At 70.9% G+C, this 20,872-nt stretch carries 18 protein-coding genes; 6 read left to right on the forward strand and 12 right to left on the reverse strand.

Features of this window, described 5'->3' with window-relative positions; translation table 11 throughout:
* The first annotated feature begins 78 nt into the window (after positions 1–78).
* Genes ABZS58_RS00865 through ABZS58_RS00885 form a run of 5 tightly spaced genes read left to right on the forward strand, consistent with a single transcriptional unit; the run spans position 79 to position 5,237 of the window.
* Positions 79–933 carry a hypothetical protein gene (locus ABZS58_RS00865; RefSeq protein WP_354776186.1) on the forward strand — a complete coding sequence of 285 codons (855 nt, stop codon included), beginning with the start codon at positions 79–81 and terminating at the stop codon, positions 931–933.
* Positions 930–1,505, forward strand: a complete 576-nt coding sequence (locus ABZS58_RS00870; protein WP_354776187.1) for a DUF4129 domain-containing protein — start codon at positions 930–932, stop codon at positions 1,503–1,505. The genes ABZS58_RS00865 and ABZS58_RS00870 overlap by 4 nt, the downstream gene beginning before the upstream one ends.
* The gene (locus ABZS58_RS00875) at positions 1,502–2,842 is read left to right on the forward strand and encodes a DUF4350 domain-containing protein (RefSeq protein WP_354776188.1); all 1,341 of its coding nucleotides are present in this window, start codon (positions 1,502–1,504) and stop codon (positions 2,840–2,842) included. Before ABZS58_RS00870 ends, ABZS58_RS00875 begins: the two co-directional genes overlap by 4 nt.
* Positions 2,843–2,854: 12 nt before the next feature.
* On the forward strand, positions 2,855–3,853 hold the full coding sequence (locus tag ABZS58_RS00880; protein ID WP_354776189.1) for a MoxR family ATPase: 999 nt from the start codon (positions 2,855–2,857) through the stop codon (positions 3,851–3,853).
* 37 nt (positions 3,854–3,890) lie between these two features.
* Positions 3,891–5,237: a DUF58 domain-containing protein gene (locus ABZS58_RS00885; protein WP_354776191.1), complete on the forward strand. Its 1,347-nt coding sequence runs from the start codon at positions 3,891–3,893 to the stop codon at positions 5,235–5,237.
* Here the strand turns inward: ABZS58_RS00885 and ABZS58_RS00890 are convergent.
* On the reverse strand, positions 5,234–6,229 hold the full coding sequence (locus tag ABZS58_RS00890; protein WP_354776193.1) for a stage II sporulation protein M: 996 nt from the start codon (positions 6,227–6,229) through the stop codon (positions 5,234–5,236). The two genes, ABZS58_RS00885 and ABZS58_RS00890, sit on opposite strands and share 4 nt — an antisense overlap.
* A gap of 83 nt (positions 6,230–6,312) precedes the next feature.
* Here ABZS58_RS00890 and ABZS58_RS00895 point away from each other — a divergent pair, with 83 nt between their 5' ends.
* Positions 6,313–7,269 carry an RDD family protein gene (locus ABZS58_RS00895; RefSeq protein ID WP_354776195.1) on the forward strand — a complete coding sequence of 319 codons (957 nt, stop codon included), beginning with the start codon at positions 6,313–6,315 and terminating at the stop codon, positions 7,267–7,269.
* A gap of 19 nt (positions 7,270–7,288) precedes the next feature.
* On the opposite strand, the gene ABZS58_RS00900 is transcribed toward ABZS58_RS00895, so the two are convergent.
* From ABZS58_RS00900 to ABZS58_RS00950, 11 genes are all read right to left on the reverse strand, one after another.
* Entirely contained in the window at positions 7,289–8,347 is a 1,059-nt protein-coding gene (locus ABZS58_RS00900; protein WP_354776197.1) for an oligopeptide/dipeptide ABC transporter ATP-binding protein, read from the reverse strand.
* Positions 8,344–9,474 (reverse strand): ABC transporter ATP-binding protein, encoded by a 1,131-nt coding sequence (locus ABZS58_RS00905; protein WP_354776199.1) that lies wholly within the window; start codon positions 9,472–9,474, stop codon positions 8,344–8,346. The genes ABZS58_RS00900 and ABZS58_RS00905 overlap by 4 nt, the downstream gene beginning before the upstream one ends.
* Complete coding sequence (locus ABZS58_RS00910; RefSeq protein ID WP_354776201.1) at positions 9,471–10,382, reverse strand: ABC transporter permease; 912 nt, start codon at positions 10,380–10,382, stop codon at positions 9,471–9,473. The genes ABZS58_RS00905 and ABZS58_RS00910 overlap by 4 nt, the downstream gene beginning before the upstream one ends.
* The gene (locus ABZS58_RS00915) at positions 10,375–11,361 is read right to left on the reverse strand and encodes an ABC transporter permease (protein ID WP_354776203.1); all 987 of its coding nucleotides are present in this window, start codon (positions 11,359–11,361) and stop codon (positions 10,375–10,377) included. Before ABZS58_RS00915 ends, ABZS58_RS00910 begins: the two co-directional genes overlap by 8 nt.
* A gap of 78 nt (positions 11,362–11,439) precedes the next feature.
* Complete coding sequence (locus ABZS58_RS00920) at positions 11,440–13,197, reverse strand: ABC transporter family substrate-binding protein (RefSeq protein ID WP_354776205.1); 1,758 nt, start codon at positions 13,195–13,197, stop codon at positions 11,440–11,442.
* 285 nt (positions 13,198–13,482) lie between these two features.
* Positions 13,483–14,742, reverse strand: coding sequence for an iron uptake transporter deferrochelatase/peroxidase subunit (gene efeB / locus ABZS58_RS00925; RefSeq protein ID WP_354776207.1), 1,260 nt, complete (start codon positions 14,740–14,742; stop codon positions 13,483–13,485).
* A gap of 32 nt (positions 14,743–14,774) precedes the next feature.
* A complete protein-coding gene (gene efeO, locus ABZS58_RS00930) occupies positions 14,775–15,914 on the reverse strand; it encodes an iron uptake system protein EfeO (RefSeq protein WP_354776209.1) in 1,140 nt (379 codons plus the stop codon).
* A gap of 32 nt (positions 15,915–15,946) precedes the next feature.
* Positions 15,947–16,786: an iron uptake transporter permease EfeU gene (efeU, locus tag ABZS58_RS00935; RefSeq protein ID WP_354776211.1), complete on the reverse strand. Its 840-nt coding sequence runs from the start codon at positions 16,784–16,786 to the stop codon at positions 15,947–15,949.
* 139 nt (positions 16,787–16,925) lie between these two features.
* The gene (gene ahcY / locus ABZS58_RS00940) at positions 16,926–18,416 is read right to left on the reverse strand and encodes an adenosylhomocysteinase (RefSeq protein WP_354776213.1); all 1,491 of its coding nucleotides are present in this window, start codon (positions 18,414–18,416) and stop codon (positions 16,926–16,928) included.
* A gap of 324 nt (positions 18,417–18,740) precedes the next feature.
* Positions 18,741–19,877 carry a mannose-6-phosphate isomerase, class I gene (manA, locus tag ABZS58_RS00945; protein WP_354776215.1) on the reverse strand — a complete coding sequence of 379 codons (1,137 nt, stop codon included), beginning with the start codon at positions 19,875–19,877 and terminating at the stop codon, positions 18,741–18,743.
* A 1-nt stretch (position 19,878) separates the two neighbouring features.
* Positions 19,879–20,844 (reverse strand): cation diffusion facilitator family transporter, encoded by a 966-nt coding sequence (locus ABZS58_RS00950; protein WP_354776217.1) that lies wholly within the window; start codon positions 20,842–20,844, stop codon positions 19,879–19,881.
* Between the last annotated feature and the right edge of the window lie 28 nt (positions 20,845–20,872).

Here is a 20,872-nt window from a genome sequence, read left to right on the forward strand (position 1 = left end):
GATGCCCGATCTTGGTCAGTTTCGGGCTTTCCGGCAGGCAGGACCGCCCGTTTCGCGGCCGGCGACTACGGTGTCCGCGTGGAGCAGTCCGTCCCCGTGATCCCTCTGCGTCCGCTCACGTTCGGTGAGCTGCTCGACGCGGCGGTGCTGCTGCTGCGGGCGAATGCCCGATTGCTCCTGATCGCCGCGTTCGTGCTGGCCGTGTGCGAGCAGGCCGTGCTGTTCCCGTTGCGCTCCGCCGCCGGCGTGCAGGGCACCACCGACCTGTTCGACGCCGCCACCGACACCGGGCTGTGGTGGCTGGTCTTCTGCTGCGGCCTGACCACCGAGGGCATCGTGCTGGTGCTGCTCGGCGGGCTGACCGGCGCGGCCGTCGGCCCCGCGCTCCTCGGCACCCCCGCGCCGGCCCGTGAGCTGCTGCGCCGATGGGGCCGCCGGGCGCCGGCGCTGATCGGCCTGGCCCTGCTCGTCGGCCTGATCCTGCTGCCGAGCGCCGTCGTCGCGCTGCCCTGGATCTACTTCTTCGGCGCGATCGGCCTGGCCGCGCCCGCGCTCGTCGTCGACCGGGTCGCCCCCGGGCCGGCGCTGGCGCGCTCGCTGACCCTGGCGCCGGTCGGGCTGCGCGGCGTGGCGATCCGGCTCGGCGGCTACGGCGGCTGGGCGGCGATCCGGGTGGCCATCGGCCTGGGCACCGCCGCCCTGCTGGACGTGTTCGTGCCGGACAGCTCCACGGCCGCGCAGATCGTGACCATGGTGGTGTGGGTCCTGGCGAACACCGTCGTCTACGCCGCGCTCGCCTGCATCGACGCGGTGCTCTATCTGGAGACCCGGATGCGGATCGAGGGCCTGGACGTCGCGGTCGGCCGCTCCCGCCGGCTCGGCCACCCCGTCGACCTGGCCCACACCGCCCTGCTCGGCGCGGTGCGGCGGTGACCCGCGCCTGGGCCGGGTTCCTCGAGTCGCTCTCCTCGGCGATCGGGCTGCCGCTGCTGGTGTTCCTCCTGCTGGTGCTGTCGGTCGTCGGCGGCATGCTGCACTACTTCCATCCCCGCTGGATCCCGCGCCGCCTCCCCCGCCTGCGCCTGCGCCTGCCCTGGCGACGCCGCAAGGACAAGGCGGAGCCGGACACGGCGCAGCGTCCGGCCGACCCGCCCGCGGCAGAAGGGACCACTGAGCCCGAGACCGGCGACGCGCTTCCCGACCTGCCGGCCAGGGTGTTCGCGACCCTCGCCGACCGGCTCGCCGCCGAGGGCCGCTACGCCGAGGCGGTCCGCGAGCGGCTCAGGGCGATCGTCCGGGGGCTGGCCGACCGGCGCGAGGTCGAGGTCCTGCCGGGCATGACCGTCACCGAGGTCGCGCGCGCCGCGTCGGTGGTGGCGCCGGCGGTCGAGCCCGCGCTGCGCGGCGCGACCGGGATCTTCTCCGACATCTGGTACGGCCAGGTCCCCGCCACCGCCGAGCACGACACCCTGATGCGGCAGTACGCGGCGGAGGTCGGCGCATGAGACAGCGGCGCTGGCTGCGGCTCGTGGTCCCACCGGTCGCCGTCGTGCTCGTCCTGATCACCGGCCTGGTGCTGTACCAGTGGGAGCAGCCCGACGAGGAGGACCCCGCGTACCTGTCGCCGACGAGCACGGCGGACATCGGCGCGAGCACCCTCGCCGAACGCGTGCGCGCCGCCGGCGTCACGGTCACCAGGGTCGGCAGCACCGCCGACGCGTTCCTGCCGCAGTACCGCGGCGACGTCACGATCCTGCTCACCACCCCGCAGCTGGTCCACACCGAATACCTGCGGCAGCTGGCGCTGCTGCCGGGCACGACCCGGGTCGTGGCCGTCGAGCCGAGCCGCCAGACGCTGCTGCGCGGCCAGTTGCCGCTCACCGTCGGCCGGCGCGCCTTCGCCGGCTCGGTGAGCGCGCCGGGCTGCGACTACCGGCCGGCGGCCGAGGCCGGCCCGGCCGGAATCCTCCGGACGCGCTACGGGCCGGTCAACCCGGCCGCCGAGGACGAGCTCGCCCGCTGCTACGACGGCTCGCTCGTCGTGTTCAGCCGGGGCTTCACCACCATGACGCTCGTGGGCTCGGCCGACCCGTTCCGCAACGACCGCATCGGCGAGGCCGGCAACGCGACGCTCGCCGTGGGCCTGCTGACCACCAGGCCGCGGCTCATCTGGGTCGACCTGCACCACCGCGAGGCGCCGCCGAAGGCGCCGGAGCAGGCCCGGGCCACCGGGGCGCCGACGCCGACCCGGGCACCCACGGCCGGGCCGACCGCCGTGCCGACCCCTGACCCCGGCCTGCCCAGCAGCACCGCGAGCCGCACCCGGGGCGCCCCGAGCACGTCCGCCGAGGACGAGCAGCAGCAGGGCGCCGGGTCCGGCGAGCCGCCGAACCCGCTGTGGGACGCGTTCCCGGCGTGGACCTATGTCGCCGCCGCGCTCCTCGTCGTCGCGTTCCTGCTGTACGCGCTGGCCAGAGCGCGCCGGATGGGCGGGCCGGTCGCCGAGCCGCTGCCCGTCGTGGTCCGCGCCGGTGAGACGGTCACCGGACGCGGCCGGCTCTACCATCGGGCCAGGGCCCGCGGGGAGGCCCTGGCGACGCTGCGGGCCGCGGCGTCGGCCAGGCTGACCCGGCTGCTCCGCCTGGCGCCCGGCACCGACCGGGCGGCGGTCGTGACCACGGTCGCCGCGTGGAGCGGCTGGCCCTCCGACGCGGTCGGCGAGACGCTCTTCGGTCCCCCGCCCGAGGACGACGAGGCGCTGGTCGCCGCGGCCGTCCAGCTGGAGGCGCTGACGCAGGCGGTCACCGAGGCCGTCATCGCCGAACAACCCGATTTCTCGTAAAGGAGCCCGACGGTGACCGACACCGCCATCCCGCTGGCAAAACCTGAGCCGGTCGGCGACCCGCGGCAGGCCCGCGACGCGCTCGGCCGGTTGCGCGCCGAGGTCGGCAAGGTCGTCGTCGGTCAGGACGCCGTGGTGTCCGGCATGGTGATCGCCCTCCTGGCCCGCGGGCACGTCCTGCTGGAAGGCGTGCCGGGCGTGGCGAAGACGCTGCTCGTGCGCACCATCGCCGCGGCGCTGGACCTGGACACGAAACGCGTCCAGTTCACGCCCGACCTGATGCCCGGCGACATCACCGGTTCGCTGATCTTCGACGCGCGCACCGCCGAGTTCGAGTTCCGGGAGGGGCCGGTCTTCACCAACCTGCTGCTCGCCGACGAGATCAACCGGACCCCGCCGAAGACCCAGGCGTCGCTGCTGGAGGTCATGGAGGAGCGGCAGGTCTCGGTCGAAGGCCGGGCCCGCCTCCTGCCGGACCCGTTCCTCGTCGCCGCGACGCAGAACCCGATCGAGTACGAGGGCACCTACCCGCTGCCGGAGGCGCAGCTCGACCGGTTCCTGCTGAAGCTGACCGTGCCGCTGCCGACCCGTGAGGAGGAGCTCGGTGTGCTCCGCGCCCACCACCGGGGCTTCGACCCGCGGCGGCTGCGGGAGGCCGGGGTCAGCGCCGTCGCGACCGCGGCCGACCTCGCCGCCGGGCGCGCCGCGGTGCAGCGGGTCGCGGTCGCCGACGGGGTCCTCGCGTATGTGGTCGACCTGTGCCGCGCGACCCGGGTGTCGCCGTCGCTGGAGCTCGGCGCCTCGCCGCGGGGCGCGACGGCGCTGCTCGCCGCGGCGAAGGCCTGGGCGTGGCTGACCGGCCGCGACTACGTCACCCCGGACGACGTGAAGGCCCTCGCCCGGCCCACGCTGCGGCACCGGGTGCGGCTGCGGGCCGAGGCGGAGCTGGAGGGCGTCACCGCCGACGCGGTGCTCGACTCGGTCCTGGCGACCGTGCCGGCGCCTCGATGACCCGTGCGGACATGACCGCCGCCGAGGGAGCGCGCGCGTGATCACCTGGCGGCCGGCGGCGATCGTCGTCGGTGGCACGGTCCTGCTCTCTCTCGCCGGTGTCGCCGCCGGTGACCAGCTCGGCCGCGCCGGGCTGTGGCTCGGCGCGGCGGTCCTGCTCGTCACCGTCGCCGCCGGGTGCGTCGCGGACGCGCTCGCCGCGGCGCCGCCGAAGGCGATCACGCTGTCCCGCTCCGGGAAGAGCTCGCTGTGGCTCGGCGACTCGGGCACCGTCGAGCTGACCGTCCGCAACGGCTCCGACCGGCCGTTCGACGGACGGGTCCGGGACGCGTGGGTGCCGTCCGCCGGCGCCCACCCCACCGAGCAGGACGTCCGGATCGAGCCGGGGCGGGCGGTCAGGCTCACCACGACGCTGACCCCGACCCGGCGCGGCGACCGGCCTGCCGTCCGCGTGACACTGCGCTCGTATGGTCCGTTGCGGCTCGCGTACCGGCAGACCCGCCGCAACACCGCGGACGCCATGACCCCGCCGTGGCGCCTGCGGGTCTACCCGGCGTTCGCGTCGCGGCGGTTCCTGCCGGAGAAGGTCGCCAGGCTGCGGGTCCTGGACGGGTCGGTGGTGACCCGGGGCCGCGGCCAGGGCACCGAGTTCGACACGCTGCGCGAGTACGTGATCGGCGACGACGTGCGCTCGATCGACTGGCGCGGCAGCGCCCGCCGCTCCGACGTGGTGGTGCGCACCTGGCGGCCGGAGCGTGACCGGCGGCTCGTCTGCGTCCTGGACACCGGCCGGACGTCGGCGGCCCGCATCGGCGACGAGCCGCGGCTCGACGCCGCCATGGATGCCGCGCTGCTGCTCGCCTCCGTCGCCGCCCGCGCGGACGACCGGGTCGACCTGCTCGCCGTCGACACCACGGTCCGCGCGTCGGTGACCAACGTCGACAAGAGCACCCTGCTGTGGCGTCTCGTCACCGCCATGGCCCCGCTCCAGCCGGCGCTGGTCGAGACCGACTTCGGCCTCGTCGCCGGCGAGGTCCTGCGCCGCGAGCGGAAGCGGGCCCTCGTGGTGCTGTTCACCGCGCTGGAGCCCGGCGCGCTCGGCGACGGCCTGCTGCCGGTCCTGCCGCAGCTCGCCGCCAAGCACAAGGTCGTCGTCGCCGCGGTGCACGACCCGGAGCTGAGCCGGATGGCGCAGCTCGGCCCGGACGCGGGCCCGGCCGAGGTCTACGCGGCCGCCTCCGCCCAGCGGACGCTCGCCGAGCGGGAGCGGGTCAGCGCCGCGCTACGCCGGCACGGCGTGGAGGTGGTCGACGCCCCGGCCGACGTGTTCGCGTCCAAGGTCACCGACCACTACCTCGCCCTCAAGACCAGCGGCAGACTCTAGGCGACGGGGACCGACGCCTCCGTGAGCTCCTCCGGCAGGTCCGTCGACACGCCGGCGAGTTCCGCCGCCCGGCCGAGGACCACCACGTAGGCGAGGAACGCCGCCCACACGACGACGCCGATCAGGTCCTTGAGCAGCATCGGCAGCGACGACGGCGTGAGATAGCCCTCCAGCAGGCCGCTGACCAGCAGCACCACCACGAGACCGAGCGCGACCAGCATCCCCTCCCGGGCCGCCTCCACCAGCGCCCTGCCGCGGGTGCGCAGCGGGCCAGGCGCGATCCACGCCCAGCCGATCCGCAGCCCGACGCCGGCGCCGACGAAGACCGCGGTCAGCTCCAGCAGGCCGTGCGGGATGATCATGCCGAAGAAGACGTCGCCGCGGCCGTAGGCGATCATCACGCCGCCGGACAGGCCGACGTTGAACGCGTTGTAGAACAGCACCACCAGCACCGGCATGAGCAGCACGCCACCGGCCAGGCACTCCGCGGTCAGCACCGCGTTGTTGGTCCAGACGCGCAGCGTCGAGTTCTGCGACTGGAACTCGCTGTAGTAGCCGACGAAGTCGCTCTGGACCATCCTCGTGATCGCCGCGTCGTCCATGAACAGGTTCGCGACCTCCGGGTGGGCCACGACGTAGGCCATGATCGCGAACGTGAGGATGCTGAACGACGTCGCCACGGCGGACCACCACGGCCAGGCGCGGTAGACGGCCAGCGGGAAGGTCGCCGTGAAGAACCGGCCCACGGTCGACCAGGAGAACGCGGGCGCGCCGGTGATCGCGTTGCGGGCCGCCAGGACCAGCCCGGACAGGCGGGCGACCAGCGCCGGGTCGGGCGACCGGCTGCGCACGACCGACAGGTGCGTGGCAGCGCGCTGGTAGAGCGCGACCAGCTCGTCGGCCTCCGCGGCCGTCACCCGCCGCCGGCGGGCCAGCTGGTCCAGCCGCCGCCACTCGGCGGAGTGCTCGGCGACGTACGCGTCCAGGTCCACGACGGCAGCGTAGACGCACGGTGTCCTGCCAGGGCACCCGCGCGGGTGCACCCAGGCGGCGCCCCTGTAGGACACTGTGCCCCATGAGCACCGCCACGCCCTCGCGACAGCCCCTGAGCGTCGCCATGGTCCCGGACGGCCGGGGAGACCGGCTCGTCAGCGGTGAGGCCGTCGAGCTCGACGTGCGGGTCGCCCGGCTCGGCTCGCGGGCGGTCGCCCTCATCATCGACGTGTTCGGGCAGATCCTGCTGTTCATGGTGCTGTTCATGCTGGCGTCGTTCGCCCGCCGCGCGGCGATGTCCGCCGGGCTCTTCGACGACGGGCTCGGCCAGGCCATCTTCACGGTCATGCTGGTGGTCACGGCGCTGGGCTATCCGGCGTTCTTCGAGACCGTCCTGCGCGGCCGCACCCCCGGCAAGGCCGCGATGGGGCTGCGTGTGGTCCGCGACGACGGCGGCCCGGTCCGCTTCCGGCACGCGTTCACCCGGGCGCTGCTCGGCCTGGCCCTGGAGTGGCCCGGCCTGCTGCTGCCGGTGGCGACCTGGATCGCGAGCCTCAGCACCATGCTGATCGGCCGCGACGGCAAGCGCCTCGGCGACTGGGCCGCCGGCACGATCGTCATCCACGAGCGGACCCCGGCGAGCTGGGGCTGGGTGCCGGCGATGCCGCCGCCGCTGCGCAAATGGGCGACCCGGCTCGACCTGACCGGCCTCGACGACAGCCTGGCCCTGGCGGTCCGGCACTTCCTCGCCCGCAACCGGGAGATCACCGAGCCGTCCCGCACGGCGCTCGGCCGGGCCCTGGCCCGTGAGGTCGCGAAGTGCACGACCCCGCCACCGCCGCCGGAGGCGCCGGGCTGGGCGTATCTGGCGGCCGTCATCGCCGAGCGCAACCGCCGGGCGACCGCCCAGCTGGTCAAGGCGCGGGCGGCGTCGGCGAGCGTGTGGCCGGGCCTGCCCGCGGCCGCCGGGCCGCAGCTGACCGGCCCGTTCGAGCAGCAGCCTGCCCGGGACCCGTTGCGCCCCGCGGTGCCGTACTGACACCGCGGGGCAGCGCCGGTCAGACCAGCTTGACCGCCTCGGCGTAGTGGCACGCGCTGCGGTGGCCCTGACCGCGGTCGGTCAGCGCCGGGACCTCGTTCTTGCACAGCTCGCGCTCGCCCTCGCTGAGCTCGGCCGCGAACTTCGGGCACCGGGTCCGGAAGCGGCAGCCGCTGGGCGGGTCGACCGGGCTCGGCACGTCGCCGGTGAGCAGGACCCGCTTGCGGACCCGCTCCTTGCGCGGGTCGGGCAGCGGGATCGCCGAGATCAGCGCCTGCGTGTAGGGATGCGACGCCTTCGTGAAGAGGTCCTCGACGGTCGCCGTCTCCACGATGTGCCCCAGGTACATCACCGCGACGCGGTGCGCGATGTGCCGGACCACCGACAGGTCGTGCGAGACGAACAGGTAGGACAGCCCCAGCTCGTGCTGCAGGTCCTCGAGCAGGTTGATGACGCCGGCCTGGATGGACACGTCCAGCGCCGACACCGGCTCGTCGAGGACCAGCACCTTCGGCCGCAGCGCCAGGGCCCGGGCGATGCCGATGCGCTGGCGCTGCCCGCCGGAGAACTCGTGCGGGTAGCGGTTGCCGTGCTCGGAGTTGAGGCCGACCGTCGACATCAGCTCGCGCACCTTCGCCGCGCCGCTGTCGGCGCCCCGGCCGCCGGAGAACAGGCCGTGGATCCGCAACGGCTCGGCGACGATCTCGAAGACGGTCATGCGCGGGTCGAGCGACGCGAACGGGTCCTGGAACACGATCTGCAGGTCGCGGCGCAGCGGCCGCATCTGCGACCGGGACAGTCGCGCCAGGTCCTTGCCCTGGTAGTGGATCTCACCGCTGGTCGGCTTGATGAGGTTGAGCAGCAGCCGGGCCGTCGTCGACTTGCCGCACCCCGACTCACCGACGAGGCCGAGGGTCTCGGTGGCGCCGATGTCGAAGGAGACGTCGCAGACGGCGTGCACCTCGCCGACCCGCCGGCGCAGGATGCCCCGCGAGCGGACCGGGAAGTGCTTGACCAGGTTGCGCGCGGAGATGACCGTCCCCGTGGCGGCCGGCTTCGTGGTGTCGATCGTCGTCATGGGGTTTCCTCAGGCGTGTCGGCGGCGAGTTCCGTGTCGGCGACCGCGACCTCTTCGGTGTCGACGTCGATCGAGGTCACCGCGAAGACGTCGGTGGCCTGGGTGTCGACGAGCTGGTTGCTGAAGTGGCAGGCGGCGGCGTGCTGGCCGCCGGCCTCGACCGCCACCAGGTCGGGCTCGACCTCGTCGCAGACGTCCTGGGCCAAGGGGCAGCGGGGGCGGAACGGGCAGCCCGGCGGCAGGTTGAGCAGCGACGGCGGCGTCCCGACGATCGGGGTGAGCCGGGCGTCGCGGCCCTCGTCGACGCGGGGCAGGCTGCCGAGCAGGCCGAGGGCGTAGGGCATCCGAGGCCGGTAGAAGATGTCGTCGACGGTGCCCGACTCGACGAGCTTGCCGGCGTACATGACGCAGACCCGGTCGGCGTGCCCGGCGATGACGCCCAGGTCGTGCGTGATCAGCACGAGCGCGGCGCCGATCTCCGTGCGGGCCGCCTCCAGGGCCTCCAGGACCTGTGCCTGGACGGTCACGTCGAGCGCGGTCGTCGGCTCGTCGGCGATCATCACCTCGGGGTTGTTGGCCATGGCGATGGCGATGACGACCCGCTGGCGCATGCCGCCGGACATCTCGTGCGGGTAGTTGTTGACCCGCTGCTCCGGGAACGGGATGCCGACGACCTTCAGCAGGTCCACCGCCCGGTCCCAGGCGGTGCGCTTGCTGACGTCGTGGTGCACCAGGACGGCCTCGGCGATCTGCTTGCCGATGCTGTACACCGGATTGAGCGAGGTCAGCGGGTCCTGGAAGATCATCGCCAGGTTCTTACCCCGGATCTTGCTCATCTCGCGGTCGTTCTTGCCCAGCAACTCCTCGCCGCGGAAGCGGGCCGAGCCGGTGATCTTCGCGGAGCCGGGCAGCAGGCCCATGAGGGCGAGCGACGTGACCGACTTGCCGGAGCCCGACTCGCCGACGATGCCGAGCGTCTCGCCGCGCCGCAGCGAGTACGACACACCGCGGACCGCCTTGACGAGGCCGTCCTCGGTGGGGAACGAGACGCTGAGGTTGTCGACCTCCAGGACGGTGTCGGTGACGCTGGACAACGCTGAGCGGGGGGTCAGTTCGATGGAGGTCATCGGCGCACCAGTGTCTGTCGGGGGTCGAACGCGTCGCGCAGGCCGTCACCGATGAAGTTGACGGTCAGCGCGATGAGGATGATGAACAGGCCCGGGAAGTAGAACAGCCACGGCTGGTCCTGCACGGAGAGCTTGGCGTCGTTGATGAGCAGGCCCAGGGAGGTGTCGGGGCGCTGCACGCCGAAGCCGATGAAGGACAGCGCGGTCTCGGCCAGGATCGTGGTCGCGATCGTGACGGTCGCCGCCACGATGATCGAGCCGAGCGCGTTGGGCAGCAGGTGCCGCACGATGATGCGCATGTCGCTGGCGCCCATCGCCTTGGCCGCCTCGACGAACTCCTGCTCGCGCAGGGAGAGCACGACGCCGCGGACCACCCGGGAGATGCCGGCCCAGGCGAGGAACGACAGCACCAGGGCGAGGCCCCACCAGCTGGCGCCGCCGGAGATGTTGACCGACAGCGTCACGGCGATGGCGATGCTCGGCAGCGTGAGCACCACGTCGGCGACGCGCATGAGCAGGCCGTCGGCCCAGCCGCGGTAGAAGCCGGCGATCGCGCCCCACAATGCGCCGAAGGTGGTGGCGATCAGCGCGACCAGCAGCGAGATCTTCAGCGACTGCTGGGTGCCGCGCATACTCTGCCCGAGCAGGTCGTGGCCGGCCTGGTCGGTGCCGAGGGGGTACTCCGCGGACGGCGGGGAGAAGCTCGGGCCGTCGATGTAGGAGTAGTCGTACTTCCACAGCAGCGGGCCGACGAACGCGAACAGGACGATGAGCAGGAACAGCACGAGGCTGCCGACGGCGAGCTTGTGCCGTAGGAAGCGGCGCAGGACCAGCTCCGCCTGGCTGCGCTGGCGGGTGGTGAGGACGGGGCTGGCCTCGGGGGCCTTGGTGACCAGTGAGCTACTCATAGCGGATCCTCGGGTCCAGCACGGCGTAGAGCAGGTCGGCGATGACGTTGAAGACGATCACCACGATGCCGGAGACGAGCAGCCAGCCGAGCAGTGAGTTGACGTCCCGCCGGGTGACGGAATCCAGCAGGTAGGTGCCCATGCCGGACCAGTTGAAGACGGTCTCGGTGATCACCGCGCCGCCGAAGATCCCGCCGATGTCGACGGCCGTGATGGTGGCGAGGGGGATCAGCGCGGTGCGCAGGGCGTGCCGGATCATGACCTGCCGGCTGCGCAGCCCCTTGGAGCGGGCCAGCCGCACGTAGTCGCTGTTGAGGACCTCGAGCATCGCGCTGCGCTGGTAGCGGCTCCAGGCCGCGTAGGTGATCAGCGTCAGCGAGATGGTGGGCAGGACCATGTGTCCCGCGATGTCGGTGATCTTTCCCCACGTGTCGAAGCTGTCGTGGTTGTAGTCCTGATCGCCGAGTGTGTAGAAGACCTGGGAGCCGGTGCTCTGGTTGTACGCGACGCCGGCCTCCTTGAGCAGCAGCGCGAGCCAGAACGACGGGATCGACAGGGCCAGGAAGCCGACGAAGGTGAACCCGTAGTCGACCTTGCTGTACTGCCTGACGGCGCTCAGCACGCCGGAGAGCACGGCGAGGAGGACGGCCAGCAGCATGGCCACGAAGACCAGCCGCAGCGTGACCCACAGCCGGTCACCGAGCTGCTCGCCGATGTGCAGGGACTTCTCGGTGGACTGCCCGAAGTCGCCGTGCAGCACGAGGTTGCCCAGCCAGTTGACGTACCGCTCGGGCAGGGACTTGTCGAGCCCGAGCCGCTTGGCCTCGAGCTGTCTGGTCTCGAGCGGGACCGGTGGGTTCCGCGCTTCCATGTCGTCGATGGGGTTGCCCGAGAACGAAGCAATGACGAACACGAATATCGAGGCGGCTATGAGCACCGGAATTCCGATCAGGAGCCGGCGCACCGCATAGGCGATCATGAGTTTCCTCCGCTTATTGGCAGGTGCGGGAGGACCCCGGACGCACACGGCGTCCGGGGTCCCCGTAGATCCGGTGCGTCAGGCCGCTTTCTGGCCCCACTCCTGGATGTTGTACGTCGGGCTCCACTGCGTCGCGTTGTCGCGGATGTTGACGTAGTCCGAGTACGTGAACGTCAGCGTCGGCTTCTGCGCGATCGGGAGGACGTAGGCCTCCTTCGCCACGATCTCGTTACCCTGGTTGATCAGGTCGGCGGCCTTCTTGGGGTCCAGCGAGCGGGCACCCTCGTTGGTCAGCTTGTCGACCTCGGCGTTGGAGTAGTTGCCGTAGTTGCCGCCGTTGCCGGTGACCCAGTTCTGCTCGGCCGAGCCCTGGTACAGCGGGCTGCCGACCCAGGCGAAGATGATCATGTCGTAGTCGGCGGTCGAGAGCGTCTTGCCCAGCGTCTCGGTGACCTCGATCTTGATGTCGACACCGATGTTCTTCAGCGCCGCCTGGACCAGCTCGGCGGTGGTGGCGCGCAGCTGGTTGCCCTTGGTGTGACGGAAGCGCAGCGCCGGGACGGGCTCGCCGGCCTTCGTGATGAGCTTGCCGCCCTCGATCTTGTAACCGGCGTCGGTCAGGATCTTCTTGGCCTTCTCGATGTCACCGGAGCCCTGGCCCGTCGGGGAGACGACGTCCTTGTAGTTCGGGTCACCCGGGAAGAAGTTGTGGCTGCCGAGCGGCTTCGCGGCCTTGTCGAACACGCCGTAGGTCTTGTCGATGACCGACTTGACGTTGATGGCGGTGAAGATCGCCTGGCGCAGCGCGACGTCGGCCAGGTACTTGTTCTTCAGGTTGAGGTCGATGTGCTCCCACTGGTACCCGTGACCGATGCGGTAGATCACGCCGGGGGTCTCAGCGGCACCGTTCACCAGCGCCGCGTTCGGCTGCGGCGACATGCCGGTGATCTCCTTGTTCTTCAGGGCCGGGATGACGCTGCCCTGGTCGATGATGAACTTGAAGATGACCTTGTCCAGCGAAGGCTTGACCTTGCCGTACCACTTGTCGTTCTTCTTCAGGACCAGCGACTGGTCCTTGTTGAAGGCGTCGATGATCAGCGGGCCGCCGGACCAGGTGGGCACGGTCTCGCTGAACCAGTTGGAGGCGCTGTTGACACCCTCCGGCTTGCTCAGGTCGAAGCCCTGCTTGGTCGCGAGGTGCGACGGGTAGAGGCCGTCGGTGGAGTAGTTGCCCTTCCAGTCGGCGTAGGTCTTGCCGTCCTCGAAGGTGAGGGTCACGGTCTTGCCGTTGTCGGAGCCGACGACGCTCTTGACGATGTCCCAGCCGGACGTGCTGGCCGGCGTGCACTCGGTGCAGAGCTCCTTCTTACCGGAGTTCCACTTCCAGCCCATGATGAAGTCGTCGGCGCTGATGGGCGTGCCGTCGCTCCAGACCGCGTCAGACTTGATCTTGTAGACCACGGTCTGCGGGTTCTGGTTGGTGAGCTCGGCCGAGACCATGAGGTCGGTGTTGAGCTGCAGCGTGCCGCCCGGGTCGGACTTGAAGACCTGCGGGAGGACACCCGACAGGGCCTGCGACGCGACGAGCGTGTTGCCCTCTTCGGTGTTGATGTTCCAGCTGGTGAAGCTCTGCTCGAGGCCGAAGATGTATTCACCGCCCGGCTTGGTGTTGCCGCTGTTGCAGGTGTTCGGGCTCTTCTCGCAGTCGGCGTAGCCGGCGTTGGACGTCGGCGTCTCCTTGTTGCTGTCACTCCCGCCACCGCAGGCGGTCAACGTGAGCAGCGAAGCCGCCGTGACCGCAATGAGGCTGGTGAGCCCCTTCGATCTCGTGCGCATGTCTCCTCCAGTCAGGAACAACAGCCCTGGCCACGATGGAGTCCGCGGTCGCGGGCACGACCGTGGGCCAACCGGGCTGCGTTGTGGTGCCTAAAGGAAACGACGCGCTGGGCTACCTGCATAGAGGATGTAGAGATTCGTAACTGTCCCGTTATGCGGACTGTTGACAGACCATTTGCTCGATGAAATGGACGTTCCGAAGCCCCTAAGTTACAGATGGTGAAAGTAGATCTTGCTGACTCGCGCCCGAAATACCCGAGAAACACGCCTTCAAATGTGTCGAATCTACGCGAAGAGCGCCCGACCCCAGTAGTCGTCAGCGGCACGGATGCCCGGAGGACAGGCGAACAAACCACTTGACACATGGCGGATGTACTCGTTGAGGCTGTCCTGACGCGCGAGCCGGGTCTGCACGGGCACGAACTGGCGGCGCGGGTCGCGCTGGTACGCGATGAAGAACAGCCCGGCGTCGAGCCGGCCGAGCCCGTCGGACCCGTCGACGAAGTTGTAGCCGCGGCGCAGCAGCCGCGCGCCGTCGTTGGCGTCCGGGTGCGACAGGCGCACGTGCGCGTCCGCGGCGATGAGCGGCCCCCCGTCGGCGCCCGTCGCGGCGAACCGCGGCGCGTCGAACTCCTTCGCCTCGCCGTGCGGCGCCCCCTCGCCCTTGTTCCGCCCGATGATCGCCTCCTGCTCGCCGAGCGAGGTGCGGTCCCACGTCTCGATGAGCATACGGATCTTGCGGGTGACGACGTACGAGCCACCGGTCATCCACTCCGCGCCGTCACCAGGCTGCACCCACAGCTGCTCCCGCAGCAGCTGGGTGTCCTCGGCCTTCAGGTTGGCGGTGCCGTCCTTGAAGCCGAACAGGTTCCGCGCGGTGACCTGCCCGCGGGACGTCGAGGACGTCCGCCCGAAGCCCAGCTGCGTCCAGCGCACGCTGACCACCCCGAAGCCGATGCGGGCGAGGTTGCGCACCGCGTGCACGGCGACCTGCGGGTCGTGCGCGCACGCCTGGACGCAGATGTCGCCGCCGGAGATCTCCGGCTTGAGCGTGTCCTTGGCGAAGCGGGGCAGGTCGGCAAGCGCCGCGGGCCGCCGGTCGGCGATGCCGAAGCGGTCCTTGCCCTCGGCGGTGCGAAACAGCGTCGGCCCGAACCCGATCGTCAGCGTGAGGCCCGACGGGGGCAGGCCGATCGCCTCGCCCGTGTCGTCGGGGGCGGCCTCCTGGGCGCCGCCGACCGCGCCGATGCTGCCGGCGTCGCGACCGGCGGTCATCCGCGCGGCCGCCATGGTCCATTTCTCCAGCAGCTCGACGAGCTCCGCCTTCTTGTCGGTGATGACGTCGAAGGCGACGAAGTGCAGGCGGTCCTGGGCCGGCGTGACGATGCCGGCCTGGTGCTCGCCGTAGAACGGGATCGCCGCGCCCGCGTCCGCGGCCAGGGCGGGGTGCGTGGCGCCGTCGATCAGCGTCACTCCCGCCACGCCACCGGCCGCGGCGCCGACGACACCCGCGCCGGTGAGCCCGAGCATCTTGCGGCGATCCATCACTCGTCCTTCTTTCCGTCCGTCCGAAAGGGTTACTTCGAGGCGACCAGCGGGGCGACCTTGCTGATCGGCTCCGCGAGGGCGTTGATCGAGTCGGCGAGGGCCTTCAGGTCGGCCTCGGACAGCTCGTTGTGCAGCTTCCAGCCGTCGCCGCTGCGGTGCTTGTCGAGCTCGGCCTGGGCCGCGGTGAACTTCTCCTCCAGCGTCTTCGCGAGGGCGGCGTCCTTCTCCTCGATCACCGGGCGGAGCGCGGCGATCGCGGCGCGGGAGCCTTCGAGGTTGGCCGCGAAGTCCCACAGGTCCGTGTGCGAGAAGGTGTCCTCCTCACCGGTGATCTTGCCGGTGGCGACCTCGTCGAGCAGTTCCTTGGCGCCGTTGGCGAGGTTGAGCGGGGACAGCTGCACCGTGTTGGCCTTGTCGACGATCGTCTTCACGTCGGCGAGCAGCTTGTCGGCGGTCGGGCCGGACTTGCTGACGTCCTTGGCGACCCAGAGGTCCTTCTCGATCTTGTGGAAGCCGGTCCACTCCTGGCCCTCTTCGAGGTCCGCCTCGCGGGCGTCGATCGCCGGGTCGAGGTCGCCGAAGCTCTCCGCGACGGGCTCGATGCGCTCCCAGTACGTGCGGGCGATCGGGAACAGCGCCTTGGACTTCTCGATGTCGCCGGCCTTGACCGCGTTGACGAACTCGGTGGTCTTGTCGATCAGCGCGCCGGTCTGGCTCTTCACGTAGCGCTGGTATTCCTGCGTCGCCTGGGCGAGCTTCGCGTCGTCGGTGAGCGGCTTGGCGTCGCCGGTGGCCTTGAACCCACCCCGGATGCCCTTGCCGATCATGCCGGGCTTGCAGGCCGTCTCGTAGGTGCCGGCCGGCAGCTCGACGATGAGCTCGCGGCTCAGGCCGGGCGCCACGTTCTCGACCTCGCCCATGATCCGGTCGCCGCCGGCGTAGACGTAGAACTCGGTGACCTTGGCGCCCTTGTTGCTGATCGCGAACGTCACCGGGCCGGAGGCGACCTCGGTCTTCTCGACCTTGCACTCGGTGTCGGTCGCGGTGACGGCGATCTTGCCGTTGCCGCCCGCCGCCGCGGTGGTGTCGTCCTTGTTGTCGCCGCAGCCGGCGAGGCTCAGCGCGGCGGCCGTGCCCGCGCTCACCGCGATCAACGTTGACTTACGCATGGTTCTCCTACGAAAGGGGGAGGTGCTCGGGTTCATGCGGAGGTGCTGACCGGCTCGGGCGCCGGCTTCGGGGTCCTGAGCAGGGGCAGCAGGAACAGGACCAGGACCGGGATCCCGTATCCGAGCCAGGCGACCGTCTCCAGCACGGTCGGCTGCGGCGTGATGTTGAACATGCCGCGGAGCAGTTCGGCGTACCACGCGTCCGGCCGCAGCACCCCGGTCACGTCGTAGGCGTGCGTGTTGATGCCCGGCAGGGCGCCGCTCTCCTGCAGGTCGTGCACCCCGTACTTGAAGATCCCGGCGGCGACGAGCACGAGCAGCGCGCCGGTCCAGGTGAAGAAGCGGGTCAGGTTGATGCGCACGGCGCTGGCGTAGAGCAGCCAGCCGAGCACGACCGCGGTGAGCAGGCCGAGCGTGATGCCGATCAGTGGCTCGGCGGAGTCCTTGGTGCCCTGCGCCGCCGCGTAGAACAGGATCGAGGTCTCCAGGCCCTCGCGGACCACCGCGAGGAAGGCCATACCGGCGATCGCCCAGGCGCCGACCTGGATCGCCTCTTCGAGCCGGCCGCGCAGCTCGGCTGCCATCCGCCGGGCCATGCGGCGCATCCAGAAGATCATCCAGGTGACGAAGACGACGGCGGCGAACGAGGCGCACGCCTCGAAGAGCTCCTGCTGCTCGAAGGTCAGCGTCGCCGCGCCCGCTTCGAGGAGGGCGGCGAAGCCGACGGAGAGCAGCACGGCGGCGGCCACTCCCGCCCAGACGTGCTTCAGCAGGTGCTTGCGATCACTCTTGACCAGGAACGCGACGAGAATCGAGACCACCAGCGTGATCTCAAGCCCTTCGCGAAGGCCGATCAGGTAGATGGCAGTCATTCTGGGCTCCGCAGGTTAGCCGAACCTTACTTAGGTCAGCGTTACCTTACCGGCCCCTCGGGGGGTTCTACAAGTTGTAGAAGGGCGCGACGGCGAAGGGCCCGGCCGCCGTGGCGACCGGGCCCTTTTCGCGCGGGGATCAGTAGCGGTAGTGGTCCGACTTGTAGGGACCCTCCACCGGGATACCGAGGTACTCGGCCTGCTTCTTGGTCAGCTCGGTGAGCTTGACGCCGAGGGCGCCCAGGTGCAGCCGGGCGACCTTCTCGTCGAGGTGCTTCGGCAGCGTGTAGACGCCGACCGGGTACTCCTCGAGCTTGGTGAACAGCTCGATCTGCGCGATGACCTGGTTGGTGAAGCTGTTGGACATCACGAAGCTCGGGTGGCCGGTCGCGTTGCCCAGGTTGAGCAGGCGGCCCTCCGACAGCACGATGATCGAGTGACCGTCGTCGAACTTCCACTCGTCGACCTGCGGCTTGATGTTGATCCGCTTGACGTCGGAGCGCTTGGTCAGGCCGGCCATGTCGATCTCGTTGTCGAAGTGGCCGATGTTGCCGACGATCGCCTGGTGCTTCATCTGCGCCATGTGGTCGGCGGTGAGGACGTCGAGGCAGCCCGTCGCAGTGATGAAGATGTCGGCGGTGGAGACGACGTCCTCGATCGTGGCGACCTGGTAGCCGTCCATCGCGGCCTGCAGCGCGCAGATCGGGTCGACCTCGGTCACGATGACCCGGGCGCCCTGGCCGCGCAGCGACTCCGCGCAGCCCTTGCCCACGTCGCCGTAGCCGAACACGACCGCGACCTTGCCGCCGATCAGCACATCGGTGGCCCGGTTGATGCCGTCGATGAGCGAGTGACGGCAGCCGTACTTGTTGTCGAACTTCGACTTGGTGACCGAGTCGTTGACGTTGATCGCCGGGAAGAGCAGCGCGCCCTGCTGGTGCATCTCGTAGAGACGGTGCACGCCGGTGGTGGTCTCCTCGGTGACGCCCTTGATGCCGTCGGCGACCTTGGTCCAGCGACCCTTGTCCTCCGCGAGGGACGTGTGCAGCAGACCGAGGATGACGGCATACTCCTCGGAGTCGGCGGTGTCGACCGCGGGGACCGCGCCGAGACCCTCGAACTCCTTGCCCTTGTGCACCAGCAGCGTGGCGTCGCCGCCGTCGTCGAGGATCATGTTGGGCGCCTCGCCGTCCGGCCACAGCAGGACCTGCTCGGTGCACCACCAGTACTCCTCCAGGGTCTCGCCCTTCCAGGCGTAGACCGGGACGCCGGACGGGTTCTCCGGCGTGCCCTCCGGGCCGACGGCGATGGCCGCGGCGGCGTGGTCCTGGGTGGAGAAGATGTTGCAGCTGGCCCAGCGCACCTGCGCGCCGAGCGCGGTCAGGGTCTCGATCAGCACCGCGGTCTGAATCGTCATGTGCAGCGAGCCGGTGATCCGCGCGCCCCGCAGGGGCTGCGACGCGGCGAACTCACGGCGGACGGCCATCAGACCGGGCATCTCGTGCTCGGCGAGCTGGATCTCCTTGCGCCCGAAGGCCGCCAGGGAAAGATCGGCCACCTTGAAGTCGCCCTCGGCGACGGTCTTCGGACGGCTTGCCTGGTCGGTCCGCGGCGGCAGCGTGCTGGTCATGCAGTCTCCTGGTCTGTGGGCCGGGTCTGGGTCTGGGCCCGTCGCGGTCCGCGCTGATCGGCGTGCTGATCGACCGGGCGCGGCCGAGGGCCCCAAAGGCGGCGCGACTCTTACGGTACGCGTCAGCGCACTAGGGATGTTCACTGGCCTTTGGACAGCGCACGGGGCGGTGAGATTGCTCTCACCGCCCCGCACTTCCCCCCGGTTTGGTTCCCCCGCGTGGGGCTCGGACGCAATGCCGAACCCTGCGTAGTCAGAACATTACCCTGCGCACTCGTAATGTCAAGACGAATCCGGACAAGTCGCCGCCTTTTGGGTTGCGGCTTACGGGGTCGCGGCCTGGAAGACGTCGCCCTCGCCGCTCACGGCGATCTCGCCGCGGGTCGCGGGCGCGAACGCCGCCTGCCCGGCCTCGAGGGTGACCGGCAGCACGCCGTCGTCGACCCGCACGCCGCCGCGCACGCAGAGCACGATCCGCGGCCCGCCGCCGGGCAGCCGGACCGCCGGCGTGCCGGCGTCCAGGACCGCCCGGTGCAGGGTGAAATCACCGACCGGCACCGGCCACGTGACCAGGCCGGGCGCGAGCCGGGTGGCCCGGGTGACCGGGTCGTCGAGCACCTCGAAGCGCAGCACCCGCAGCAACTCGTCGACGTCGACGTGCTTCGGGGTGAGGCCGCCGCGCAGCACATTGTCGGACGCGGCCATGATCTCCACGCCGACGCCGCGCAGGTAGGCGTGCAGGTTGCCGGCCGGCATCCAGACCGCCTCGCCCGGGTGCAGCCGCACCCGGTTGAGCAGCATCGCGACGATGACACCGGCGTCGCCCGGATACTGCGCCGCGAGCTCCCCGGCGAGCTCGTACGCTGGGCCCTGCCGACCGGCGCAGGCCGCCACGACCTCGTCCACCAGCCGCGGGTCCGGCTTGCCGAGCAGGCCGCGCACCGCGTCGTGCAGGGCGGCGGCCGGGTCGTCCTGGCGCAGTGCGCCGACCGTCTGCTCCAGCCCGTCGACGCCGAGCGCGGCGAGCTCCCCGGCGGTGACCGCCGGGTCACGGAAGCCGCACAGCGCGTCGAAGTCGGTGAGCGCCACCAGCATCTCCGGCTTGTGCCAGGCGTCCACGTAGGACGGATGGCCGGCCGCGTGCGCCTCCCTGGCCTGCGCCAGGGTCGGGTGCGCCTGCAGCGACAGCGGCTGCGCCGCCGCGAGGATCTTCAGCAGGAACGGCAGCCGCGGGCCGAACCGCTCGACGCCGGACGCGCCGAGCAGGCCGGCCGGGTCCGCGGCGATCGCGTCCGTCAGCGGCATGCCGCTGACGGCGAGGCGGGACGGGCTCGCCGGGTGCGCGCCCATCCACAGCTCCGCCTCCGGCTCGGCCGTCGGCGCGGGACGCCCCTGCAGCGTGGCGATCGCGGTCTGCGACCCCCACGCGTACCTGCGGATCGGGCTGTCGAGCAGCTCCACGTCAGTGCGCCTCCGCTGTGTCCGGCAGTTCGTCGGTCCTGACCGGCTTCCCCGCCTCGTAGATGTCCGGCTCCAGGTAGATGATCCTGGCGATCGGGACCGCCGCCCGGATCCTGGACTCGGCGGCGTTGATGCCGCGGGCCACCTCGGCCGCGGTCTCGTCGTGCCGGACCGCGATCTTCGCCGCGACGAGGAGCTCGTCGGGGCCCAGGTGGACGGTCCGCATGTGGATCAGCGACTCGACCTCGGGCCCGGCGACGATGGCGGCCCGGATCTGCGCGATCTGCTCCGGGGACGCCGCCTCGCCGACGAGCAGCCCCTTCATCTCCACCGCGAGGATCGCGGCGACCACGATGAGCAGGACGCCGATCGCGGCGGTGCCGACGCCGTCCCAGATGCCGTCGCCGGTGATCAGGGTCAGGCTGACGCCGAACAGGGCGAGGACGAGACCGACCAGGGCCGCGAGGTCCTCGAGCAGGATGACGGGCAGCTCCGGCTGCTTCGCCCGGCGGATGAACTGCCACCAGGTGACGTCGGCGCCCTTGACCTTCTGCGCCTCGACGATCGCGGTGCGGAAGGAGAGGCTCTCCATGACGATCGCGGCGACCAGCACCACGACCGGGACCCACTGCCACTTGTCGATCGGCTCCGGGTGCCCGATCTTGTGCCAGGCCTCGTACAGCGCGAAGATCCCGCCGACGAAGAACAGCACGACCGCGACGACGAACGCGTAGACGTAGCGCTCCCGGCCGTAGCCGAACGGGTGCTCGGCGTCCGCCCGCCGCTTGGCCTGACGGCCGCCGAAGAGCAGCAGGCCCTGGTTGCCGGAGTCGGCGACGGAGTGGATGGACTCGGCCAGCATCGAAGACGACCCGGTGAGCAGGAACGCCACGAACTTGGTGACAGCGATGCCGAGGTTCGCGAACAGTGCCGCGACAACGGCCTTCGTCCCGCCCTCTGTGCTCATGCCGCCGCCTCGCTTCGCTCACCGGCGC

Origin of the sequence: Dactylosporangium sp. NPDC005555 (assembly GCF_040605635.1) — a bacterium.
GTDB lineage: Bacteria > Actinomycetota > Actinomycetes > Mycobacteriales > Micromonosporaceae > Dactylosporangium.

What these genes read in the sequence shown, in the direction of transcription:
- ABZS58_RS00875 (WP_354776188.1), top strand. Translation starts at nt 1,502, where the DNA reads ATGAGACAGCGGCGCTGGCTGCGGCTCGTGGTCCCACCGGTCGCCGTC.
- ABZS58_RS00895 (WP_354776195.1), top strand. Translation starts at nt 6,313, where the DNA reads ATGAGCACCGCCACGCCCTCGCGACAGCCCCTGAGCGTCGCCATGGTC.
- ABZS58_RS00900 (WP_354776197.1), bottom strand. Translation starts at nt 8,347, where the DNA reads ATGACGACGATCGACACCACGAAGCCGGCCGCCACGGGGACGGTCATC.
- ABZS58_RS00905 (WP_354776199.1), bottom strand. Translation starts at nt 9,474, where the DNA reads ATGACCTCCATCGAACTGACCCCCCGCTCAGCGTTGTCCAGCGTCACC.
- ABZS58_RS00910 (WP_354776201.1), bottom strand. Translation starts at nt 10,382, where the DNA reads ATGAGTAGCTCACTGGTCACCAAGGCCCCCGAGGCCAGCCCCGTCCTC.
- ABZS58_RS00915 (WP_354776203.1), bottom strand. Translation starts at nt 11,361, where the DNA reads ATGATCGCCTATGCGGTGCGCCGGCTCCTGATCGGAATTCCGGTGCTC.
- ABZS58_RS00920 (WP_354776205.1), bottom strand. Translation starts at nt 13,197, where the DNA reads ATGCGCACGAGATCGAAGGGGCTCACCAGCCTCATTGCGGTCACGGCG.
- efeB (WP_354776207.1), bottom strand. Translation starts at nt 14,742, where the DNA reads ATGGATCGCCGCAAGATGCTCGGGCTCACCGGCGCGGGTGTCGTCGGC.
- efeO (WP_354776209.1), bottom strand. Translation starts at nt 15,914, where the DNA reads ATGCGTAAGTCAACGTTGATCGCGGTGAGCGCGGGCACGGCCGCCGCG.
- efeU (WP_354776211.1), bottom strand. Translation starts at nt 16,786, where the DNA reads ATGACTGCCATCTACCTGATCGGCCTTCGCGAAGGGCTTGAGATCACG.
- ahcY (WP_354776213.1), bottom strand. Translation starts at nt 18,416, where the DNA reads ATGACCAGCACGCTGCCGCCGCGGACCGACCAGGCAAGCCGTCCGAAG.
- ABZS58_RS00950 (WP_354776217.1), bottom strand. Translation starts at nt 20,844, where the DNA reads ATGAGCACAGAGGGCGGGACGAAGGCCGTTGTCGCGGCACTGTTCGCG.